The 19,682-nt window shown below is 40.3% G+C and carries 14 protein-coding genes; 7 read left to right on the forward strand and 7 right to left on the reverse strand.

Annotation, left to right across the window (positions count from 1 at the left end):
* Nucleotides 1-39: 39 nt before the first annotated feature.
* Nucleotides 40-2,019 carry a PAS domain S-box protein gene (locus DK846_RS06495; protein ID WP_109968123.1) on the reverse strand — a complete coding sequence of 660 codons (1,980 nt, stop codon included), beginning with the start codon at nucleotides 2,017-2,019 and terminating at the stop codon, nucleotides 40-42.
* Between the two features lie 226 nt (nucleotides 2,020-2,245).
* Between DK846_RS06495 and DK846_RS06500 the strand changes: the two genes are divergently transcribed.
* A complete protein-coding gene (locus DK846_RS06500) occupies nucleotides 2,246-3,370 on the forward strand; it encodes a KamA family radical SAM protein (protein WP_109968124.1) in 1,125 nt (374 codons plus the stop codon).
* Nucleotides 3,371-3,577: 207 nt separating this feature from the next.
* Complete coding sequence (locus DK846_RS06505; RefSeq protein ID WP_109968125.1) at nucleotides 3,578-6,109, forward strand: methyl-accepting chemotaxis protein; 2,532 nt, start codon at nucleotides 3,578-3,580, stop codon at nucleotides 6,107-6,109.
* A 120-nt stretch (nucleotides 6,110-6,229) separates the two neighbouring features.
* On the opposite strand, the gene DK846_RS06510 is transcribed toward DK846_RS06505, so the two are convergent.
* The 3 genes from DK846_RS06510 to DK846_RS06520 form a co-directional block, all read right to left on the reverse strand.
* A complete protein-coding gene (locus DK846_RS06510) occupies nucleotides 6,230-8,095 on the reverse strand; it encodes a dipeptidase (RefSeq protein ID WP_181391659.1) in 1,866 nt (621 codons plus the stop codon).
* Between the two features lie 216 nt (nucleotides 8,096-8,311).
* Nucleotides 8,312-9,661, reverse strand: coding sequence for a DUF6398 domain-containing protein (locus DK846_RS06515; protein ID WP_109968126.1), 1,350 nt, complete (start codon nucleotides 9,659-9,661; stop codon nucleotides 8,312-8,314).
* A 194-nt stretch (nucleotides 9,662-9,855) separates the two neighbouring features.
* Nucleotides 9,856-10,326: a UPF0158 family protein gene (locus DK846_RS06520; protein WP_109968127.1), complete on the reverse strand. Its 471-nt coding sequence runs from the start codon at nucleotides 10,324-10,326 to the stop codon at nucleotides 9,856-9,858.
* Between the two features lie 463 nt (nucleotides 10,327-10,789).
* On the opposite strand from DK846_RS06520, the gene DK846_RS06525 reads away from it, so the two are divergent.
* The 5 genes from DK846_RS06525 to DK846_RS06545 all read left to right on the forward strand — a co-directional run bounded on the left by DK846_RS06525 (nucleotide 10,790) and on the right by DK846_RS06545 (nucleotide 17,611).
* The gene (locus tag DK846_RS06525; protein ID WP_109968128.1) at nucleotides 10,790-12,475 is read left to right on the forward strand and encodes an ATP-dependent nuclease; all 1,686 of its coding nucleotides are present in this window, start codon (nucleotides 10,790-10,792) and stop codon (nucleotides 12,473-12,475) included.
* Complete coding sequence (locus tag DK846_RS06530) at nucleotides 12,472-14,415, forward strand: ATP-dependent helicase (RefSeq protein WP_181391660.1); 1,944 nt, start codon at nucleotides 12,472-12,474, stop codon at nucleotides 14,413-14,415. The genes DK846_RS06525 and DK846_RS06530 overlap by 4 nt, the downstream gene beginning before the upstream one ends.
* Nucleotides 14,405-15,799, forward strand: a complete 1,395-nt coding sequence (locus DK846_RS06535; protein ID WP_109968130.1) for an RNA-binding domain-containing protein — start codon at nucleotides 14,405-14,407, stop codon at nucleotides 15,797-15,799. The genes DK846_RS06530 and DK846_RS06535 overlap by 11 nt, the downstream gene beginning before the upstream one ends.
* 545 nt (nucleotides 15,800-16,344) lie before the next feature.
* Nucleotides 16,345-17,028, forward strand: a complete 684-nt coding sequence (locus tag DK846_RS06540; RefSeq protein ID WP_109968131.1) for a class I SAM-dependent methyltransferase — start codon at nucleotides 16,345-16,347, stop codon at nucleotides 17,026-17,028.
* Between the two features lie 112 nt (nucleotides 17,029-17,140).
* Nucleotides 17,141-17,611: a DUF3795 domain-containing protein gene (locus DK846_RS06545; RefSeq protein ID WP_109968132.1), complete on the forward strand. Its 471-nt coding sequence runs from the start codon at nucleotides 17,141-17,143 to the stop codon at nucleotides 17,609-17,611.
* A 177-nt stretch (nucleotides 17,612-17,788) separates the two neighbouring features.
* Here the strand turns inward: DK846_RS06545 and DK846_RS06550 are convergent, their stop codons facing one another.
* Genes DK846_RS06550 through DK846_RS06560 form a run of 3 tightly spaced genes read right to left on the reverse strand, consistent with a single transcriptional unit; the run spans nucleotide 17,789 to nucleotide 19,635 of the window.
* The gene (locus tag DK846_RS06550) at nucleotides 17,789-18,373 is read right to left on the reverse strand and encodes a hypothetical protein (RefSeq protein ID WP_109968133.1); all 585 of its coding nucleotides are present in this window, start codon (nucleotides 18,371-18,373) and stop codon (nucleotides 17,789-17,791) included.
* Nucleotides 18,374-18,415: 42 nt separating this feature from the next.
* Nucleotides 18,416-19,192: an SdpI family protein gene (locus DK846_RS06555; protein ID WP_109968134.1), complete on the reverse strand. Its 777-nt coding sequence runs from the start codon at nucleotides 19,190-19,192 to the stop codon at nucleotides 18,416-18,418.
* Entirely contained in the window at nucleotides 19,189-19,635 is a 447-nt protein-coding gene (locus DK846_RS06560; RefSeq protein ID WP_109968135.1) for a hypothetical protein, read from the reverse strand. Before DK846_RS06560 ends, DK846_RS06555 begins: the two co-directional genes overlap by 4 nt.
* Nucleotides 19,636-19,682 lie beyond the last annotated feature (47 nt).

Consider the following 19,682-nt stretch of genomic DNA (forward strand, 5'->3'; position numbering starts at 1 on the left):
CGACATGTATAAAAAAGGGGGAGCCTTTCAGTATTTCTGTTACAGTATGTTGCCATATATGGCTATCAGTAAAATCATGATAAATGGTATTTGCAAAATACAATTATTCGTTATTTGAGGGATAATCCGTGAAACCTGCCTTCCAATTTCCTGAAGTGTTATCTCATCATCCCAAAGAGTTGTCTCTTTCCCTTTCAGCCTGGTAATATCCCTGAAGTCAAGAAGAATCTGCATCTCACCTGATACCTCCCTGAAAATTGGAATAAGATAACAATCAAGCCAGATTTCCCGGGAGTCATACGAGAAAAAGATCTCTACGCGATTGCCTAGACGTGTTTTATTGACCGAATCCAAGGTCACTAACCAGAAGTCCTTATCCCCTGGAAGAGGATTGTCATCGATATGAGTTCCTTTAAGATCTTTCCCATCGCAACTGAAAAAGTTCTCATAGGCTTTATTGACAAAAACATACTGTCTTTCAGCATTGAGAACCACAATCAGGTCTTTAGAAGCGTTTAGGATATTTCTGACAAACTCTTCACTTTTTATTAATGAATTTTCAAGATTACGAATGGTAGTGATGTCACGCATCGACTGAATAGCCCCGATCCTGGTCCCTTTGACATCCATTAAGGGCGATGCCTTTACCCAGAAAATGACCTCTTTCCCATCTTTTCCAATCCCTTTTGTCTCTGCGGTCAGAACGCCATCTTCCTGAGTCATATTCTGGAAAAAACTTTTTATCTCCACATTATCAGGATCAAAAACAAAATCGGCAAGAATTGGACGGCTATATCCGAATATTGAAGGTGTAAAGATGGTCCTCTCTTTTCCAATCACATGTTCTGACCTGACTCCGGTCATCTCTTCCATCGCCTTATTCCACAGGATGACCCGACGATCTACATCAATAACAAAGGTGGGATCAGGCAGATGATTGATAATTTCTGACAGATTGTGTTCTGATTCCTTTATTTTTCCCTCTGACAGGACCCGTTCGGTAATATCAGTGCCAATGCAAAGAATTTCTGGGGATGATCTCTCATGGAGCAGAATTTTTTTGAACGTCCATGATATCCAGATGGTCTTGTTTTGAGTTACATACTCAATATCTTTCTTCAGGATCAAATCTGGAGTTTTCAGGAGTTCATTAATCAGGGAATCAGCAAACTCCTTCATATCAGGAGTATCAGGTATGCATACGCCTTTCAGGAAGTATTTCTCATGTAAAGAGGAAATTTCCAGGATTTCAGCAGCAAGTGTATTATAAAAGATTAATTCGCCTTTAGATGAGAATTTGAGGATAAGATCGGTGGAATGCTCCACCAGCTGCTCGTACTGATGCCTGCTGAATTCAAGTTCTTCCCTGACTTTTTTATACCTGGCATTCTCTTCTCCAAGTTTTTTATTGGTATTTTCCATTTCAACAGTCCGATCCCTGACAAGATCCTCCATATGTGCCAGGGTATTTTTGAGCTGAGTGATATCCTCAAGAATGATAATAATTCCTTTTGTACCTTGTTCAAAAAGAGTGGGCATGAGCCGGATATAAAATTGAGTGGTGATACCTTCACGGGTTACATCCTCTTCGACAAACATGGGACCTCCCCCCATTACCTGATTAAGGATCTCTAATCTTTCCTCACTTACGTACATTCCTAGAGGACTGTATCGAATATCCTTTCCAATAAGATCATCTTCTGATAACTGGAAGAATTCAAGAAATGATTCATTGACCTGCTTGATAACAAATGTATCATCAAGCATCAGGATAGGATGAGGGAGCAGAGAGAGAATATTATTGATAGGAATACGTTCAGCCAGAGTGTATACTTTTGCCGGCCCATAGGGTCGGGATTCAATCTGGCCGGTCTGCTCCATTGCATTCAGGTATTTTGCAGTAGTTGTTCTGCTAATGGAGAGATGGGTAGAGATCTCTTCAATACTTAATCCTTTGGAGTTTCTTCGAAGCAGATCCCGAATATCGTTCTGAAGTCCCTCTACAGAGGTCCGTGCCATTCTACTCACTGATTCAGCGTATTATGAGATAAACCATCTGAAGATCAGAGGGTCAATTAATAATTATTAATGACCACCATACTTAAGAAACTTATTATATTATTGCTCCCAATTATCTGTTTGTCTCATTATCACCAGAATAATGTGACACAAAGCTGCAATACGAGGACCTCGCCATTCTCCAAACCCATGAGGTCTATCCTCCTTATATTTTTTGGAGTTACCTATGTCAACCAAATACTATAATTCAGTCCATGAGACATCGTTGAGCGATGTTCTTGATCCCGATCAGGTATTAAAAATGGAAGATGTTGAACGGGTGTATCCCTTCAGATCAAACGAGTATTATCTGTCCTTGATCAATCATAATAATCCTAATGATCCAATCAAAAGGATAATCCTCCCTGATCCATGTGAACTTGCTAATCCGGGATCACTTGATCCATCAGGTGAGGAAGAATATTCCCCTCTTCCCGGAGTTCAACATAAATATCCCCAGACAGCTATGCTACTCGTAAGCAATACATGTGGAGGGATATGCAGATTCTGTTTCAGGAAGCGTCTATTTACCGGTGAAAATCCTCCTCCCATCTGTGACACAAAAAAGGCTGTTGATTATCTGCAGACACAAAAGGATCTGACTGATGTCCTTCTTTCAGGAGGAGATCCCCTGATGCTTGGTGCATCTAAACTTGACCAGATACTCAGTATGATACGGGAACTACCCACTAAACCGATCATCAGGATCGGCACCAAAATTCCTGCATATGATCCCCACCGGTTAACTGATGACTCTGATCTCCGTGATGTTCTTGCCAAACATACAAGTCCGGAAGAAAAGATATATCTCATCAGTCATTTTAATCACCCACAGGAGATTACGAGCAGTTCTAAAGCCGCCATCTCTGCCCTGAAAAATACTGGTGCAGAACTCACCAACCAGACACCAATTCTTCAGGGAATTAATAACGAACCGGATATTATGGCTTCACTTTTTAATATTCTATCAAAATTGGGTGTACCGCCATACTATGTCTTTCAATGCAGGCCAACATCAGGAAACCGGCATCTTACAGTTCCAATTGAGCAGGCGATGCATGTCATTCATGAAGCACAATCTTGTTGTTCAGGTCTTACGAAGCGGGCACGATATATTATGTCTCATAAATCCGGAAAGATTGAGATCGTGGGTAAAACAAGCAAGCACATTTTCATGAAATATCATCAGGCTGCATCTCTTTCAGACCTAAACAGCATGCTTGTTTTCAAGCCAAATTCACGAGCACGATGGCTTGAAGATTATCAACACCGGCTGACTGATATGGTTCCAAAGATGACATGGTTGTTCTGAATCAGTGCATTTCAAAAATTTCAGATTTCATCCTTTTTTAGAACACATATACAAAAGCATATACAAGTGATGAGGAATCTTGCAGATTTCCCCTAAGGCATACTACCTTTTTTGGTCATATCAAATGTTCTATATCTCCATTAGTAACATTATTATATAGAATCCAGGAAGAGTAATTCCGCTTACCCAAAAAATTCGGAGAAATATATGCAAAACACATTTAATCCTTCCACAAATTTACATATCCCGGTCACAAGCCAGGGATCCTCAAAAGAAACCGATGAAAACAAAGCAAGTGAAATCCTTCCCTGGAAAATGCTAGACTTAACCCCTGTGGCTATCCAGGTTCTCAATGCTGAAGGAAAATATCTCTATTGCAATAAGCGAACATTAGAACTCTTTGGCGCAGATTCGAACCAGGAAATTCAAGGTAGAACCCCATCACATTTTTCTCCTCTTATTCAGAAAACAGGTGAGAATTCCAAGGATACATTAGACAATATACTTCGCCAGGCATTCTCACATTCATCAGTTACTTCATTATGGGACTATAAACGAACAAACGGGGAAATTTTTCCCACCGAGATGACGTTGCATCATCTTAATTACAACGGAGAAGATTGTCTGATGGTAAGCATCATTGATATTTCAGATGCGACAAGCAAGATAAATGCAATGTCCACGTTAATTCGTGATTCACCCTTCTCCATCCTGACAGTCTCAAAGGATATTGAGATTACACATTTCAATGAGGCTTATTTAAAAGTAACACATTACTCCCCAGAGGAAGCGAACGCTCTCGGATTTAAAGGCCAAACAGTGTTAAGTCGGGAAGGCGGAACTATCAAAGATGCAATTGCACATAAACAACCGGTCAGAGGTAAATTTGTATGCAATTTTGGTTCAGGTATCAGGCATCTTGAGTACTCATACATTCCGGTATTAAATTACCAGGGTGAAGTTAGTCATTTGTATCATGTCATGGTAGACATGACTGACCTCGTTAATAAACTAAATGAATTTGAATCCTTAATTACCGGAAGTCCGGCAGGGATTATCACCATGGATCCGGATACCAGGATTCTCTCAGCCAATAAAGCTTTTTCAGATATTTCAGCACTACCTGAATCGCAATTAACAACAATGCATGCGAAGGATTTCAAGATCCTTGTAAGAGAGGGTGCATCGGTATCTGATGTAGTTCGTGATAAAAAAACCGGAGGTGGGACATTAACCTGCAATTTTGGTCCTGTTACGCGGGACCTTCAATACAGTTATATTCCAATTACTGATACAAACGGCAACGTGGTGAAGATTTACACATTGTACGTCGATCTAACACCGGTAACTCACATGATCGAGTACCTCCGGAAATCAGTGAATGTCATGACCGATTATGTTCACTCTCTGTCAGAAGGTAATACTGACTTCTCTCCTAGACCTTTACCATCAGATGAATACACGGCATCTGCATATGACAGTTTTGTGGAGATTACCACAGCGATAGATCAGGCACGCCATGCCATCGAAAAGATGGTAACAGATTCTGAAAAACTTACTGATGCTGCAATCAAGGGAAATCTCACATTCAGGGTCGATTCATCAACTCATGTTGGTAAATTCAAAGAGATCGTAGAAGGTATGAACAATACTCTTGATACAACACTCATACCTGTCCATGAGGCAATGAGAGTTTCAAAGGAATATTCAAGATATCAGTTTAAAACGAGATTTAATTCAGATATCAAGGTTCAGGGTGACTGGGTTGCATTCCGTGATGCACTTGATGAAATAGGAAGAGAGATTTCACGGGTTATATCAGTATTATCCGAAAAGATACAGGATCTATCCAAAACCATTGAGGAGGCCAATGCCAGTATAGAAGAGATTGCATCAGGTACATCAGAAATTTCATCCACTATGGGGTCAATCAGCAAGAATAGCGAAAATGGTGATCAGTCCATTGAGCAGATAATCCGGGCGATGAACGATTTAAGCAATACTGTTGGCTCTGTTGCACATAAAGCGGATTCTGTTGCATCATTAGCCCAGGAAGCAAATAATTTTGCAACCAGTGGTGTTAATTTTGCACAAAAATCCAGCAGTTCCATGAATGAAATAATAAAGTCAAGTGGTCATGTTGATCTCATTATAAAGGATATTAATGTTCAGATGGGAGAGATCGGCAAGATTGTAAGCCTGATTTCAGATATTGCCAGCCAGACAAATCTCTTATCACTCAATGCTGCTATTGAAGCTGCAAGGGCAGGGGATGCCGGGAGAGGATTTGCCGTTGTAGCTGCTGAAGTAAAATCATTATCTCATGATTCAAGGAAATCTGCAAATGATATTTCAGAGATGATTCACAAACTTCAGACACAAGCAAAATCTGCTGGTGATGCTATGGAGTCTTCTCTCCATGTAGTCCATGAAGGGAATGAATCATTATCTGAAATGGTTGTCTCCTTCAATCAGATAGCAGAAAAAATTGGAGAGATTAATCGTTATACAATGGATGTAGCAGCAGCTTCAGAAGAGCAGGCGGCATCAGTTGAGGAGATAACCGCATCAATGCAGGATATTTCATCGTTTACTCATAAGACATCTGAAGAAGTAACGATGACATCTGCTGCAATAACGCAGACATCTGCGTCACTAGATCAGATTACTCAGGTTGTTTCAGAGATTGTAGAAATTGAAGACCAGGTCGCACAGGAAATATCCAGATTTTCAGTTTAGAGGGTTTCATCCTCTTTTCACAGTAAAAAACCTCCATCATTTCAAGACTATCATGCCAAAGATGTATTATATTTAATACTCATCATGAATTGTATTAAAAAAAGAATTTGGAAATAAGAATTAATATTTCTTTGATATATCTCCCGTTTTCTGAGTTGTTTTGATGTACATGAGTTCATTGCCAGGGGTTGCATTTACGGTCTTATTGACATAGACAAGCCCCTGTGTCTTTTCCAGACCCTGGTAATCGTAAATTCTCGGACCATACTGGTATCCGGTCTTTTCAAGCCACCAGTCCGGATATCCGACATTTGTGCTGGATCCAGTCGAGAGGTTAGTGACCATCAGGTTACTGTATTTAGCAACAAGGGAATCAGAGAGATTCCACCAGTCTGATTGAACCTTCTGGCTGTTAGTCAGACTGTAATTCGTCAAGTACTCGCTACAGGCGGCGGTTCCATTAGTCTGGAGAATGGTTACTGCTTTTTTCTCGATTTCTGACTGTTTCTCCTGTTCGCTCTTCTCTATCTTCTGCTGAGCCTCTTTTATGTCAGCACTTATGAGACGGTAGTTTATTGTTGCCCAGTTAGCAACAAAGTTAAAGGTCCAGTATGCTGAACTCCGGTTGAACTCTGTCCGGTTGGTTCCAACAAACGACGGAGGGACTGCAGTTCCTCCGGCATAAAACGGCATATATACTGTTTCTGATTGTGGACCAAAACCGAACCATACAACACAGCCAACAGGATCAGAAAGCCAGCTCCGTCCCTGGATTACATAGCTGTACCCGGTGAACGTCTCAGAGATTGGTCGTGGCCAGGATCCGGGCTTGATCTCTCCGGGGTAGAGGAGATCATGAGCGTCAAACGTTCCTCTCCACCGGTACGGATTGCCGAAGGGACCGGCTGCCTCTCCTTTTGTGAGATCGAAGACTGTTCCTTCATAATGATCACGGTAGAGTGAAAAAGCATCAGAGAGATTGAGTGGTTTGTCAGGTTTTACTGAGAACGGATAATCCCGTGTGTACGTATCTGATACAAAGGGGCTGAGATTTAGTGATGGTGCAACCCGGTTGTAGATGCTCCAAATCCGGGAAAGCGAGTAGTAGGGATGGGAATATTCACCACCACTGACAACCTTGAGCCAGTCGAGTTTTCCTTGAGACGGACTATACCATCCATTTGCAATGGCAGACGGGAAGAGGTTCTTTGAATAAAGTATATCCGGATTGTTTGGATCTACATCCCTGATCCTGAAAGTGTTCGCAGCCACAAAGACTGTGCCATCGGGTATTTTTTGTGCAACCCAGAGACCCCCCTTTCCATCAGGAGTTCCTCCCGATATCTCGATCACCCATGCTTCATTGGGATCTGCAATGGGCAGGGTTTCTCCAGTTCCATAAAATCCGTATGTGTCGATCAGACTACCGATGAGTTTTACAGCATCTCTGGCAGTGGTTGTCCTCTCAGCTGCAATGTTGGATAGTTCAGAACTGTAAAATATACTTTTGTTTTTATCGAACGATGGTTGAACTTTGGTATAATCAGTGCATTCGGCAAGCATGAGTTGGTGTTCATTCACGATCCCATAAGACCCGGTATAATATCCATACGTATGGCTTACTTCAGGTATGTAAGCAACAAGATCAGTCTCAAGAGTTTTTTCGCCACTTGGCTCATCTGATCCTGAATTCGGGTCATACCTAACTGCCCTCATAGATCCCGGGGGATGATCTGCAGGTGGGACATATATCATCTCTGTCATCTCGTTTTCAACCGCAGGTCCGACAACTCCCGCTCCAAACCCGTCATTTGAATGAGCAACAAAGACAGAACCATCTACCGATGCTCCTTTTGTAACAATAAAATTAGTACAAGCTAGCGACGGGTAGCAGATAAACATCAGAATCAGAAAAAAACTAATAAGCCGGGTTTTATGGTGAATTATTACTCCTCCGATAATCGTGGATATGGTTTGGGATATCATAAATGCTCCCCCAGGAATCGGAATGTGATATCGTAATATACATTATGGCTATCAGACACAACCCGGTATGAGAGAAATTTTGATATCAATATCCGGTTTGTACATTCATCTTACAGAGGATATCCATAGATTTGTAAAAAGGGAGTTACCCATCAGCCACTCGTGCTAAAAAAATAGAGAGACAGAGAGAAAGAAATGGATATGAAACGTTACTTTTCACCAGGCGGGTTTTCGCATCCCATTCCATCCGTCTCCTACCCATTCGTCCATGAGTTCTACCCAGTCTTCGCCCACCTGTCCATCAAATATCGTACCGGTATATTCCTCGTTCCATTCCCTTTTAACTCTCCTCAGTTCTGTGCGGATAAGATATGCCCTGCTTTTCGGGACATCGCCCTTGACTTTAAAAGCATCACCTATATCGTGTGATTTGAGACCTTTTTCTTTCCCCCTGGTAAAGAGACCTTTCATCTGCCCTATTGCATAAATAAACCCTGATGCCATTGAAGCTTCAGTTCCCCTTTCTAACAACTTCATGGTATCCGGAATACGGGCAACCAGGGACAGGAGATCTAATACAGGTTTTTCCAGATCCAGTTCAGGATGGTGGTTACAGAAATCGACGCAGAGAATATGGATTTGAGAATATCGTGTGATAATACTATCAGGGATTGTTTTCGGGAACGGATCTGGATTGTTCTTCAAATTTTTCACAGGCTTAGAGATTTCATCATCTGTGATAACTTTCATTTTCAGGAGTAGATCTACTAACGGATCTCTTCTTACTGAATAGAGGTCTTCGCGTTTAAACCTCCGGACAGATGTTTTCTGTTTGTTTGAGTGAAGATTTTTTCTTTCTGTACTATCGGGATACCAAGGAACTCCATCCTCATCCCCTTTAGTACAGCCACATACACCGGCTCTGGGAGAATTAGTCAGGTATGAACAGTACTCATCATCAATGTCGTTCCTTTCAAGACAGGAAGAACAGAAGTACTGTGTTTTTGCAGCCCTGTCCTTTTTGTATGCATAATCTGCTTCTCCTTTACAATCCATGCAGACATGATGTGCTCTGCTGTTCTGTCCAAGAAGAACAATATGGCGATCAGGAGGAATAACAGGAACAATTCTCAGAACAGTTACACGCAATATTGTCGTTGATCCGAAATCATACCGATAGAGACATTCATCTCCCGGCTGTAGGACATCTTTAATATACACATGCATATCCTCATCATTCCCATCACCTGAGAAAAACACCCTGCCGATTTCAAAATCAGAAAGGTGGCCACAGCATTCTACCCATACATCCCTGATAAAAGAATCCAAATCTTTGAGTGTTGCTGTGGGTGAAGTCAGGACCGTGAGCCAGAACTTTTTATTGTACTTACATACGATCTGAATCAGAAATGATGGTTCATCTCCTTTTAGCCAGTGCAATAATGGGAGACAGGATAACAGGTGTTCCTCAATAGTATCTCCTGATACTTTTTTTTTACAGATAAAACACGAGCCCGGAGAAGTGGGAGGTTGAATTATACTTTGAGCGTGTGGATACTTGGTCATTCGTATATTCACTACATTGGAAGCATATCCTAATAATTGATTATATTTGCGACTGTTTGGATCTTGCAATAACTCAATGGTTCTATATCGTTTCCAATCTCAAAGGGAGTTGTAGTACCCTGATTCGTGGAGATTCAGGTATCATTTTCGATATTATACACACGTTAATCCGGATATCACGAGAAAACATCAATTCAATCATCCTTTTTCAGTATCAGTCCTTCTTCCTCCAGCCATTCCAGAGCACGAAGACTGGCACGCTCGTCTTTCCAGGTGAACCACCTTTTCTCTAATTCAGGATAAAACCTGATAAAATCTTTGAATCTTCTAAATGCCCCAGACCCTGTGATAGTTTGAACAGCCTCATTTCTAATGAGTTGATCTTCAATAGTTTCAATGAAGAGTTGCATATCTGCATACCCATCTCTTGAATCAGTCCGGATGGGAAATGGAATATATCTACCGGTTTCATCTTCATCTATCTCTTCAAAAACATCCTGAATTTCGTCATCGGAGATCATATTTTCGGATAATTCAATGATCTCCTGCTTTTCCAGGTCAAGGATGTACCGGGTATCATAGGTACAATTATCCAGCGCTTCTGCTACATCATCTATCGAAAGATGAACAGGTATACCGTTTCTTTTTTTCTCATCTATCATCATATTAACCACGTTTAAACCAGACTGAATGTGTAGGATTGAAAAATATAGTATATACTATCTCAATAGGACTCTTTAGATGATCCATCTGTTGATATTCCACTGAATATATCCATAAGGTTAGTTAATATACCCCCCCTTTGAGAAAAAGAGTATAAATACTCATTATGCGTAAGGTTGTGAAAATAAGGGATTTTTAGTTATCCTCTAGAATATTCATTTCAGTGGATTAAGTGGGTGGCATCTTTAATACTTGGAAAAGTCTCTGAAAGAACCATGGTACAAATAAGTTATCTATGGTTTTTAGTATGAGAATTCCATAATTTCCTATGAAGAACTAAAACAATTCATTAAAGAAATTGAGAAAGAAATAAATATTAAATCATTGATAATTCAAAAAAATAGAACCAGATTAAAAACTTCGATATGATGAATTTTATTTATTGATAAATGAAGAAGAATAAATATGAAACTACGTCATCTTCACATTCAAAATTTTCGCGGGATTAATAACCTTGAACTTGAACTTTCAAATACTAATGTTCTGGTAGGTGAGAATAATTCTGGAAAAACAGCCGTACTTGATGCTTTAAGGTTATCATTAAGAGGAGTTCGGTCTCGACGTGGATGCATATTCACTGCTTATGATTTTCATCTTTCTGATTCTTCTTCTGATCCCACCACAGCCCCACCAATAGTTATAAAACTTCTTTTCCGAGAGGATGAGGCAGGAGAATGGGATGATGAATTGGTGGCTCGTTTAAATCGCATTAAAATTGCCCAAATTGATAAAAATGGTCTCACATCTGTGATATTTAAAGTAGATGCGAGATTTGATCCGGTCCAACAGGATTTTGTTCAAAATTGGGAATTTCTAAATTTAGATGGTGCAGTACTTACAAATATCAATGATTCAGCAATATCTATCCTTCAAAATGAAGTATCATATTATTATTTAGCTGCTCTTCGAGACGCGACTAAACATTTTGATCCAAAAGGTACTTATTGGCGGCCTTTTTTAAAAGAATCAGAGTTAACTGAAGAAAACAAAAATGAGATAGAAAAAAAACTTGCGGAAATAAATGAATTAATTATTTCATCACATGGAAGTTTCGATAAGGTCATAGAAAAGCTAAAAGAGGTGCAACAAGTGGTACCAATGAAAGGAGGAGACAATTTAGTATCAGTTGATGCAATTCCGAGTCGCCTCTTTGATATGCTTGAAAGAGCACAAGTAAATATAAATACAGGAACTGGAGCAAAGATACCAGTTGCTCGTCACGGAGAAGGAACTCAAAGTCTTGCAGTACTGACATTATTTAATGCATTTTTACAATCTTGGAATAACGGAGAACCATTTGTTGCATTAGAAGAACCAGAGAGTCATTTACATCCTTGTGCGATTCGTGCCCTTTGGAGACTAATTGAACGAATACCAGGTCAAAAGATCATTTCTACGCATAGTGGGGATTTACTATCAGAAGTGCCACCTGAAAGTATCATCCGTTTATACCGTAAATCAAATTGTGTAACATCGGGAAGAATAAAAGATGCAAAATTAGATCAAAAAAAATTGAGACAATTCAATTACCACATTCGCACTACAAGAGGGGAACTCCTTTTCTCCAGATGCTGGATTTTGGGAGAGGGTGAAAGTGAGGTGACATTATTTCCAGAGTTGGCTCGTACCGCAGGAAATTGTATAGAAAAATATGGAATCAGGTGCATTGGGTATAGACAATCGGATATTAGTCTATTTATTCAGGTGGCTGATGCTATGGGTATTCACTGGATTGCCTTAACAGATAACGACGGACAGGGAAAATCAGATCAGGAAAAAATTCGCAAAGCACTTGAATCAAGAAATGGAGATGTTGTTCATTTTTCTATGCCTGAAGATGATATTGAGCAACACCTATGTGTTTCTGGGTTTTCCCATGTATATGAAAGTTTTCTAACTAAAGAATCACTTGCAAATATATCTGCAAATCCTACTGATCCCGAATACTATTCACAACTAACCAAAGCGGTATCAAAACACAAAATTTCAGCAATCCACAAAGTAATTGAGGAAATTCAGGGAGGAGCAATTGCCCCAGAATTACTGATGAATACACTTAAAGCAGCAATAAGATGTGCGGAAATTCCATGAATTTCAATAATTACTCCCTTAATGAGAATCAACAACGAGCAGTTGACTGGAATGAGGGGCCCTTGTTAGTACTCGCAGGGCCAGGATCTGGGAAGACTCTTGTCCTCACGTTAAGGGCAACTCGTCTTCTCCAAGACAATTTTCAAGCCAGTGTTTTGGCTCTTACCTTCACAAATAAAGCAGCAGATGAGATGCGACGTCGCATAGATGAGATTATGGGAGAAAGAGCGGATAGGATCCATCTTTGTACTTTCCATTCCTTTGCAGGAGATATTCTTCGTCAACATGGTAGCCATGTGGGCATTCAACCCGATTTTTCACTCTTAACCCTTGAAGAGGATCGTATTGCATTGTTAGATTTTTTACTTTCTGAGAAGCCTTCACATTATTATGAGTACCGTGAATACAGCGAAAAATTCCAATTATTGAAGGAAAAATTAAAAAACTATACCGCTTCTATTCCAGCAGATCATCATAATCTTCTCGTCTTATTAGACCGGTTATTTGCTGACTCGTATAATTGTGAGTTTAAGACATCTATAACAGTAAAAACCCCATCATGGATACCAATTTTTTTTGAAGCATACTGTCAGTTGCTTATAGAGCATAATAGACTTGATTATGGCGGACTTCTGTATTTTGCAAAAAAATTATTATCAGAAAATAAAGGTGTACTCCGAATAACACGTTTGGCATGGAAATATATTTGTGTAGACGAATTCCAAGACACAAATCGTGCCCAATACGATCTTCTTCATCTTCTTGTCGACAGCGATAATCCAAATCTCTTTGTTGTTGCCGATGATGATCAAATCATATATCAATGGAATGGGGCAAGTCCAGAAAGATTGCAAGTATTATTGGAAGATTATGAGATGGGAATTGTTCAATTACCTGAAAACTATCGTTGCCCTTCAATTATTATCAAATATGCAAATCATTTAATTAGACACAACCACATAAGAAACAAATACAAAAAACCATTAATTTCACTTAAATCTAATGACAAATCTGACTTTGTAACAATACAGGAATACTCAGACGAATATGAGGAATATTCTGCAATATCTAAAATAATTATAAAAAATGATTGGAATGTGGATGAATGTGTTGTTTTAGCACGTTCTGGAAAAATATTAGAAAAAACGGCTCAATCATTAGTTCTCAATGGTTTTACTCCTTATTATCCTCGACGTAAGAATGAATTTGAATGTTCATCGATTAGATTAATATATGCTGCTTTACGTCTAGCAAATACACGACATGACAGAGAATATTTACGTAGATTATGTTTAGAGTGGAAAAATTTTACTGAAAGAATAATAGAAGTCGTAGATGTTGAAGCAGAGGCAGCTCTATGTGGAGGGGATTTTTTACGTGCATGGATTGATATAGCCCTGAATGAAGTAACATGCGACTCTCATAAGGTGTTATTACAAAAATTTCGTCAATATTTAGTTGATCGCTTACTTGTAATAGAATTTTTAGATTGGTTTTGGAGTATTAAATGGTCAGACGATCCCCTTGAAACAGAAGAGAAAGAAACATGGATTGATTTGCATAACGAGGTAATACGAGAGCATTCTTTAGAAAATATTACACTTCACTTATATCTTCAAGAATTAGATTTAAAATCTAAAATTTGCTTACAGACCCCTGGCTCACTCTCTTTGCTTACAGTTCATGCAGCAAAAGGACTTGAATATAAGCATGTCTTCTTGATTGGGATGGTAGAAGGAATATTCCCATCGTATCATGCGGTGAGGAAAGGACCTATTTGTCGTGAAATGGAAGAAGAGAGACGAAATTGTTTTGTTGCAATAACAAGAGTAAAAGAAACATTGTGTATTAGTTGGGCGAAGAATTATGATGGTTATAGTGGGAAAAACCCATCTCGATTCATTAAAGAAATGGATTTTCTAATAGAAAATGATTCCTAACTCCCTCCTCTCCCAAATCTCTCTCGGCGAAGACAGTCACCGCCAGTTCAAACAAAATATAACCAACACGGATTCCCTGGCAGCAGAGATGGCAGCTTTTGCAAATACAGATGGAGGAGTTATTTATATAGGAGTCGCTGATGATGGTTCAATCGCCGGCCTAACCACTTCAGATGTAACCAGGATCAACCAGCTCATAAGTAACACTGCTTCACAAAATATTAAAAGCCCGTTAACCGTCAAAACGGAGAACGTCTCAATTGGGAATGATCGGGTTGTCATCATTCTCTCAATACCCAAGGGACAGGATAAACCGTACTTTGACCGGAATGGTATCATCTGGCTTAAGACCGGGGCTGATAAACGAAAAATAAACTCCCGAGAAGAACTCTGTCGCCTCTTTCAGAGTGTAGACCGGTTCCATGCCGATGAATTGCCCACAAAAGCAGGTATCGATAAACTGGACAAACTCCGATTTCGAGAATTTCTTCAAAAAACCTACAAAATTCCCTTCCCTGATACCCAGGATGATCTTCGGACCCTGCTCCAGAATATGAATCTGGCAACCGAAGAAGGGATGCTCAACCTTGCCGGAGTTCTTCTCTTCACCGAACGCCCTGAATGGATAAAACCTCAGTTCATTATCAAAGCAGTGAGGTATCCGGGAAATGCTATTCACGTAAGCGAATACCTTGACACAGAAGACTTCACCGGACCACTCCCCCGGATATTTATCGATACCTTGGCATTTATCATGAGAAATCTTCACAAGGTACAGGCTGGAAGAGGAATCAACGCCCCTGGCCTGCCTGAAATACCAGAAGTTGTTTGTGAAGAACTCCTGGTTAATGCCCTCATGCACCGGGATTACCTGATTAATGCCCCAATACGGATATTCGTCTTCGACAACCGTATTGAGATCATCAGCCCGGGATCCCTGCCAAACAACCTGACCGTCGAGAAGATCCTGAAAGGGAACTCCAATATCAGAAACCCAATTCTTGTCTCGTTCATAGCAAAAGGACTACTTCCTTACCGGGGACTTGGCTCCGGCATCAAACGTGCTCTGGAAGACTGGCCTGATATCGACTTTACCGATGACCGGGATGGATGCCTCTTCACCGCTACTATTCACCGAAAAGAGTTGATTAGTTCGGAGGAATCACGCGAAGAGCAAGAAAGTTCGGAGAAAAGTTCGGAGAAAAGTTCGGAGAAAATTATTGCTCTCATGAGAGAAGAGCCTGGATTGTCAGCTAAGGAGATTGCAAACCGGCTTGAACTGACATCCCGGGCAATTGAAAAGCAGATTGCAACTCTGAAAAAGAGCGGAAAAATTCAAAGGATGGGTCCGGCCAAAGGAGGGCACTGGGAGGTAATTGATTGACATTCATTGAAGTTGATACAACTGAACAGAAGATCTTCGACTCCACTACGAATGAACGAGAACTCGATCAGGCATAGTGTGTGAATCCTCCTCTAACTGCAAGGATCAAGTAAAGAAAACAATATCCAGAATACTTTAATGGCAGAGTTATTGCTTCTTGAGTTCTTATCCATTTAAACCCCATATCTTTAATAACCCGGATCTGGCATATGATGTCATTAAAAAACCTGAAAAAAGAAGCCCAAATGTCGTTTTAATATCGACCCGTAAAGCCTGGATCTCTGCATCAGATACCATTTCTATAGGTGCGAATTATCGAGCTTAATATTACCCCCATATCAAAACGATTATATGAAAGGATTATGAATTTTAACCCCAATAATCAATTGAATTATTAATGCATGAATTAAAGAGAAAAATATACCAAATTAGGGTTTAAATGGGGATCTGACTTAAATTTAAGATATAGGTCTTCGTGACAATAGGACACGCCTCATAACAGTTACCGGGAGAATTACTAAGAGACATCAAGAGACAGTTCAATCATGATTGACAATACTACTTCTCATCCAGCAAGTCTTTATGACAAGAATATCACATCCACCATTCCATATTACCAGGAAATTCAGGAAGAAATTTTAGCATTTATTGAAAGTATCGACATAAAACCGGTATCATGGCTGGACACCGGTTGTGGTACAGGAACTCTTGTTTCCAGGGCCCTGTGTAGATTTCCAGATACTACGTTCACAATTGCAGATCCTTCAGCAGAGATGCTCAAACAAGCTGAAATAAAATTATCTCATGACCGGGTCAGAATTCTTGGACAGTGCAAAACAGAAGACCTTGATACCAGGACCAGGTTCGATATCATAACTGCCATTCAGTGCCATCATTACCTTGATACCGAAACCAGAAAACAGGCAGTTGAAAAGTGTTTTTCACTTCTAAAACAGGGTGGGCTGTATATCACCTCTGAGAACATCAGGCCCCTCTCCCAGGAGGGAGAACGTAACGGGCTTTTATACTGGGGAAAATTTCAGGAAAGGGCTGGAAAGAACTGCGAAGAAGTTAAGGCTCACCTGGCACGATTTGATAAAGAATATCACCCCATTACCATCCCTGAACATCTTGATCTTTACCGGGCAGCAGGGTTTGAAATCGTGGAAATTCTGTGGTACTCCTATATGCAATGCGCTTTTTATGCGATTAAACCTCGAATCAGGTGAAGAATTATAGACAATCAATATTTCGATACTACTACCCATGACAAAGTCAGAGACTTCATACCAGATCAATAAAATAAAATAAAAGTGTCTTGAGAAATTCACGAAACCAGCAATGAATTCAAACCTGACATCATTTTGTGGCCTGTGCTGTTCAGATTGCATACCTTCAGATTCAGAACTATTTTCCCTGATAGATTCACTGGATAAAAAATTGCAGGATATACAGTTTGAACAGTATGCAGAACTAAAATCAGAAACAAATGAACATTTTAATGACTATTCAACGTTTCTTGTCGTACTGGATCAGATCAGAAAACTCAAGTGTAACCGCCCGTGCCAACTTGAAGGGGGCAAACCCAACTGCACCATACGGGTTTGTGCAGGGGAAAAGGGTTTTTCCGGGTGCTGGGAATGTGAAAACCGCAAAGATTGTACACTTCTTGATCGTCTTCGAACGATTCATCCCCACATCGACGAACACCTCGACCTCATAAACCGGGTGGGTCCATCTGATTGGTTTGATATGAGAAAAGAGCATTACCGGTGGCAGGTGGTGGATCGAAGAGATAACCCATCTGATTAACTATGATTACCGGATACAAGGCATTCAAAACCAAATTATGATATCAGGAAAGGTGAACTGTAATCCATCTCCAGAATTATACGAACTTAATTTCGATTCAGGATAATATGATTCAATTTTTGTCAAAATGGATCGTAATTATTTTGTTGAAAAAATGATTAACTCCTGGAATCAGAATTATCCTGAAGGTGACATTCCGGTTACCGCCTCAATCGCTTCTACCAATCCTTCCCGGTCATCTGTGCCAATCCGAATCCGCCTTGTCCCGGGAAGAGTAATCTCAACCCCTTCATATCCGGAAATATTGTAAAGGGTTCCGTTTTTTATGTACCTGATTCCCCATCCATAATACCATGGAGTATCTACCCTGGAAAAATCCAGAATGTTCTCCAGTGGAATTTTTTTCCTGATCAGATGAACCGGACCAAACAGGATCCAGATTGCATCACTTCTGACTTCAACAGTAAGTGTTGAGAACAACAGAAGCGATAGACCAAGAAACAGTGTTACAATTAAAAATAATGCCAGAATCTCAGGAACAAAGAAACTTGTTGTCATAATAATGACAATTGCAGCGATACTTGCCCAGATCTGCACACCACCCACCTGGCAATGTGAGTAGAGAACAGAACCACCAGTTCCCTCATGTGGACCTGTTGCCTTAAGTTGTGTAATATAATCCATACATCCATTCCTCTCTTTCGGTTTCAGTGCAACTCCATTGTTTGGACACCATCCGGTTGTTACCGGGTCTGTTTTCATAGGCTTATCCTGGAAAATTTGCATAATTTCATGATATCTCCTTCACATTACCTGCAGGCGTGACAGTTTGTATGAATCAATAACAACCCATACAGACACACCGATTACAAGAATCAACATCAGAAGTATTGCCCATAACCCGGCAATCGGACTGAAAACAACCATAATAGCACCTGCAATTACAAACGCCGGTCCTCCCCGCTCATGTGATCTTCTCCAGACCTCATCATCAGAGAGTGTCCAGGGGAGGCGAATACCCATGACTGGGTTTCTTTTGATATACGGCATAAAACTGCCAAGAACAATAAAAAGCAGTCCAAATAGCATAGGCAGTACTACCTCAATTCGGATCCCGGTCCCAAGTGCTGTAAGCGTCGTGATCACTTCCATTGCAACGAGAAGCGCTACCACGGAAAAGATTACAATCTGGTAGATATCTTTTGATTTTTCAAGCCCTGATCTCAATTTTTCAATCCGGGGAAGAACAGAAAGGAAAAGGGTAGTAAGTGTCACCACCACCGGGTACCAGAAAACACCGGGGAATTTCCCTTCAAACCGATCTGCGACTCCAAACAGGTTCCAATGTACAGGTATCTGATCAGGAAGATACCTGAGTGCTATCAGAGGTACCAGATATGACAGCCACACCATGAACCATGTCAGGTATCGAAATAATGTCACTCTTTTTTGCATCGGACCATTTATCCCTGAAGATGGATTATCTTGTGTACTTGCAGAGCCTCCAGCACTGCCCGTCTGCGTGTCTTTGCGAGGACACCAGCCAGCCCAGGAATTGAGCATCTGAAAAATTCTGCTCATATCAGTTTTTTCACCTTTTCAAAGAGTTCATCTGCCATTAGTGTAGGATTATCTGTCGTTTCCATGGTAATTCCAAGTTCTTTTGAGTAATCCCAGATCAACTCGATACAGTCCTTGAAAAGTTGGCATGAATCACAGTCTCCTTCATGTTTGTACCAGACCTGGACACCGTGTTTTTCTGAAACAAAGATGATAGCTTCTGCATTGAAAGGGATTGATTTTCCAACAAGGATCCCATGTTCAAGGTTAATTTTCTCAACAACAATCTGATTTGCATCTGCCATCTCCTTAAGTGACAGGTCGATCTTCTTATCCATTGTCAAAAGACCACGGGATACCGCCTGCCGTGATATTCCAAGCAGATTGGCAATAGTAATGTTGGGAATACCCCTCCTTCTCATTGCCCAGAATCCGAACTGTTTGTCATCAGTTGGCAGATGCATACGTCAACATACGAATGTTGACTATAAAATAGTATCGTAAGGAGATC

This window comes from Methanospirillum lacunae, from assembly GCF_003173355.1.
In the GTDB taxonomy this organism is placed as follows: Archaea; Halobacteriota; Methanomicrobia; order Methanomicrobiales; family Methanospirillaceae; genus Methanospirillum; species Methanospirillum lacunae.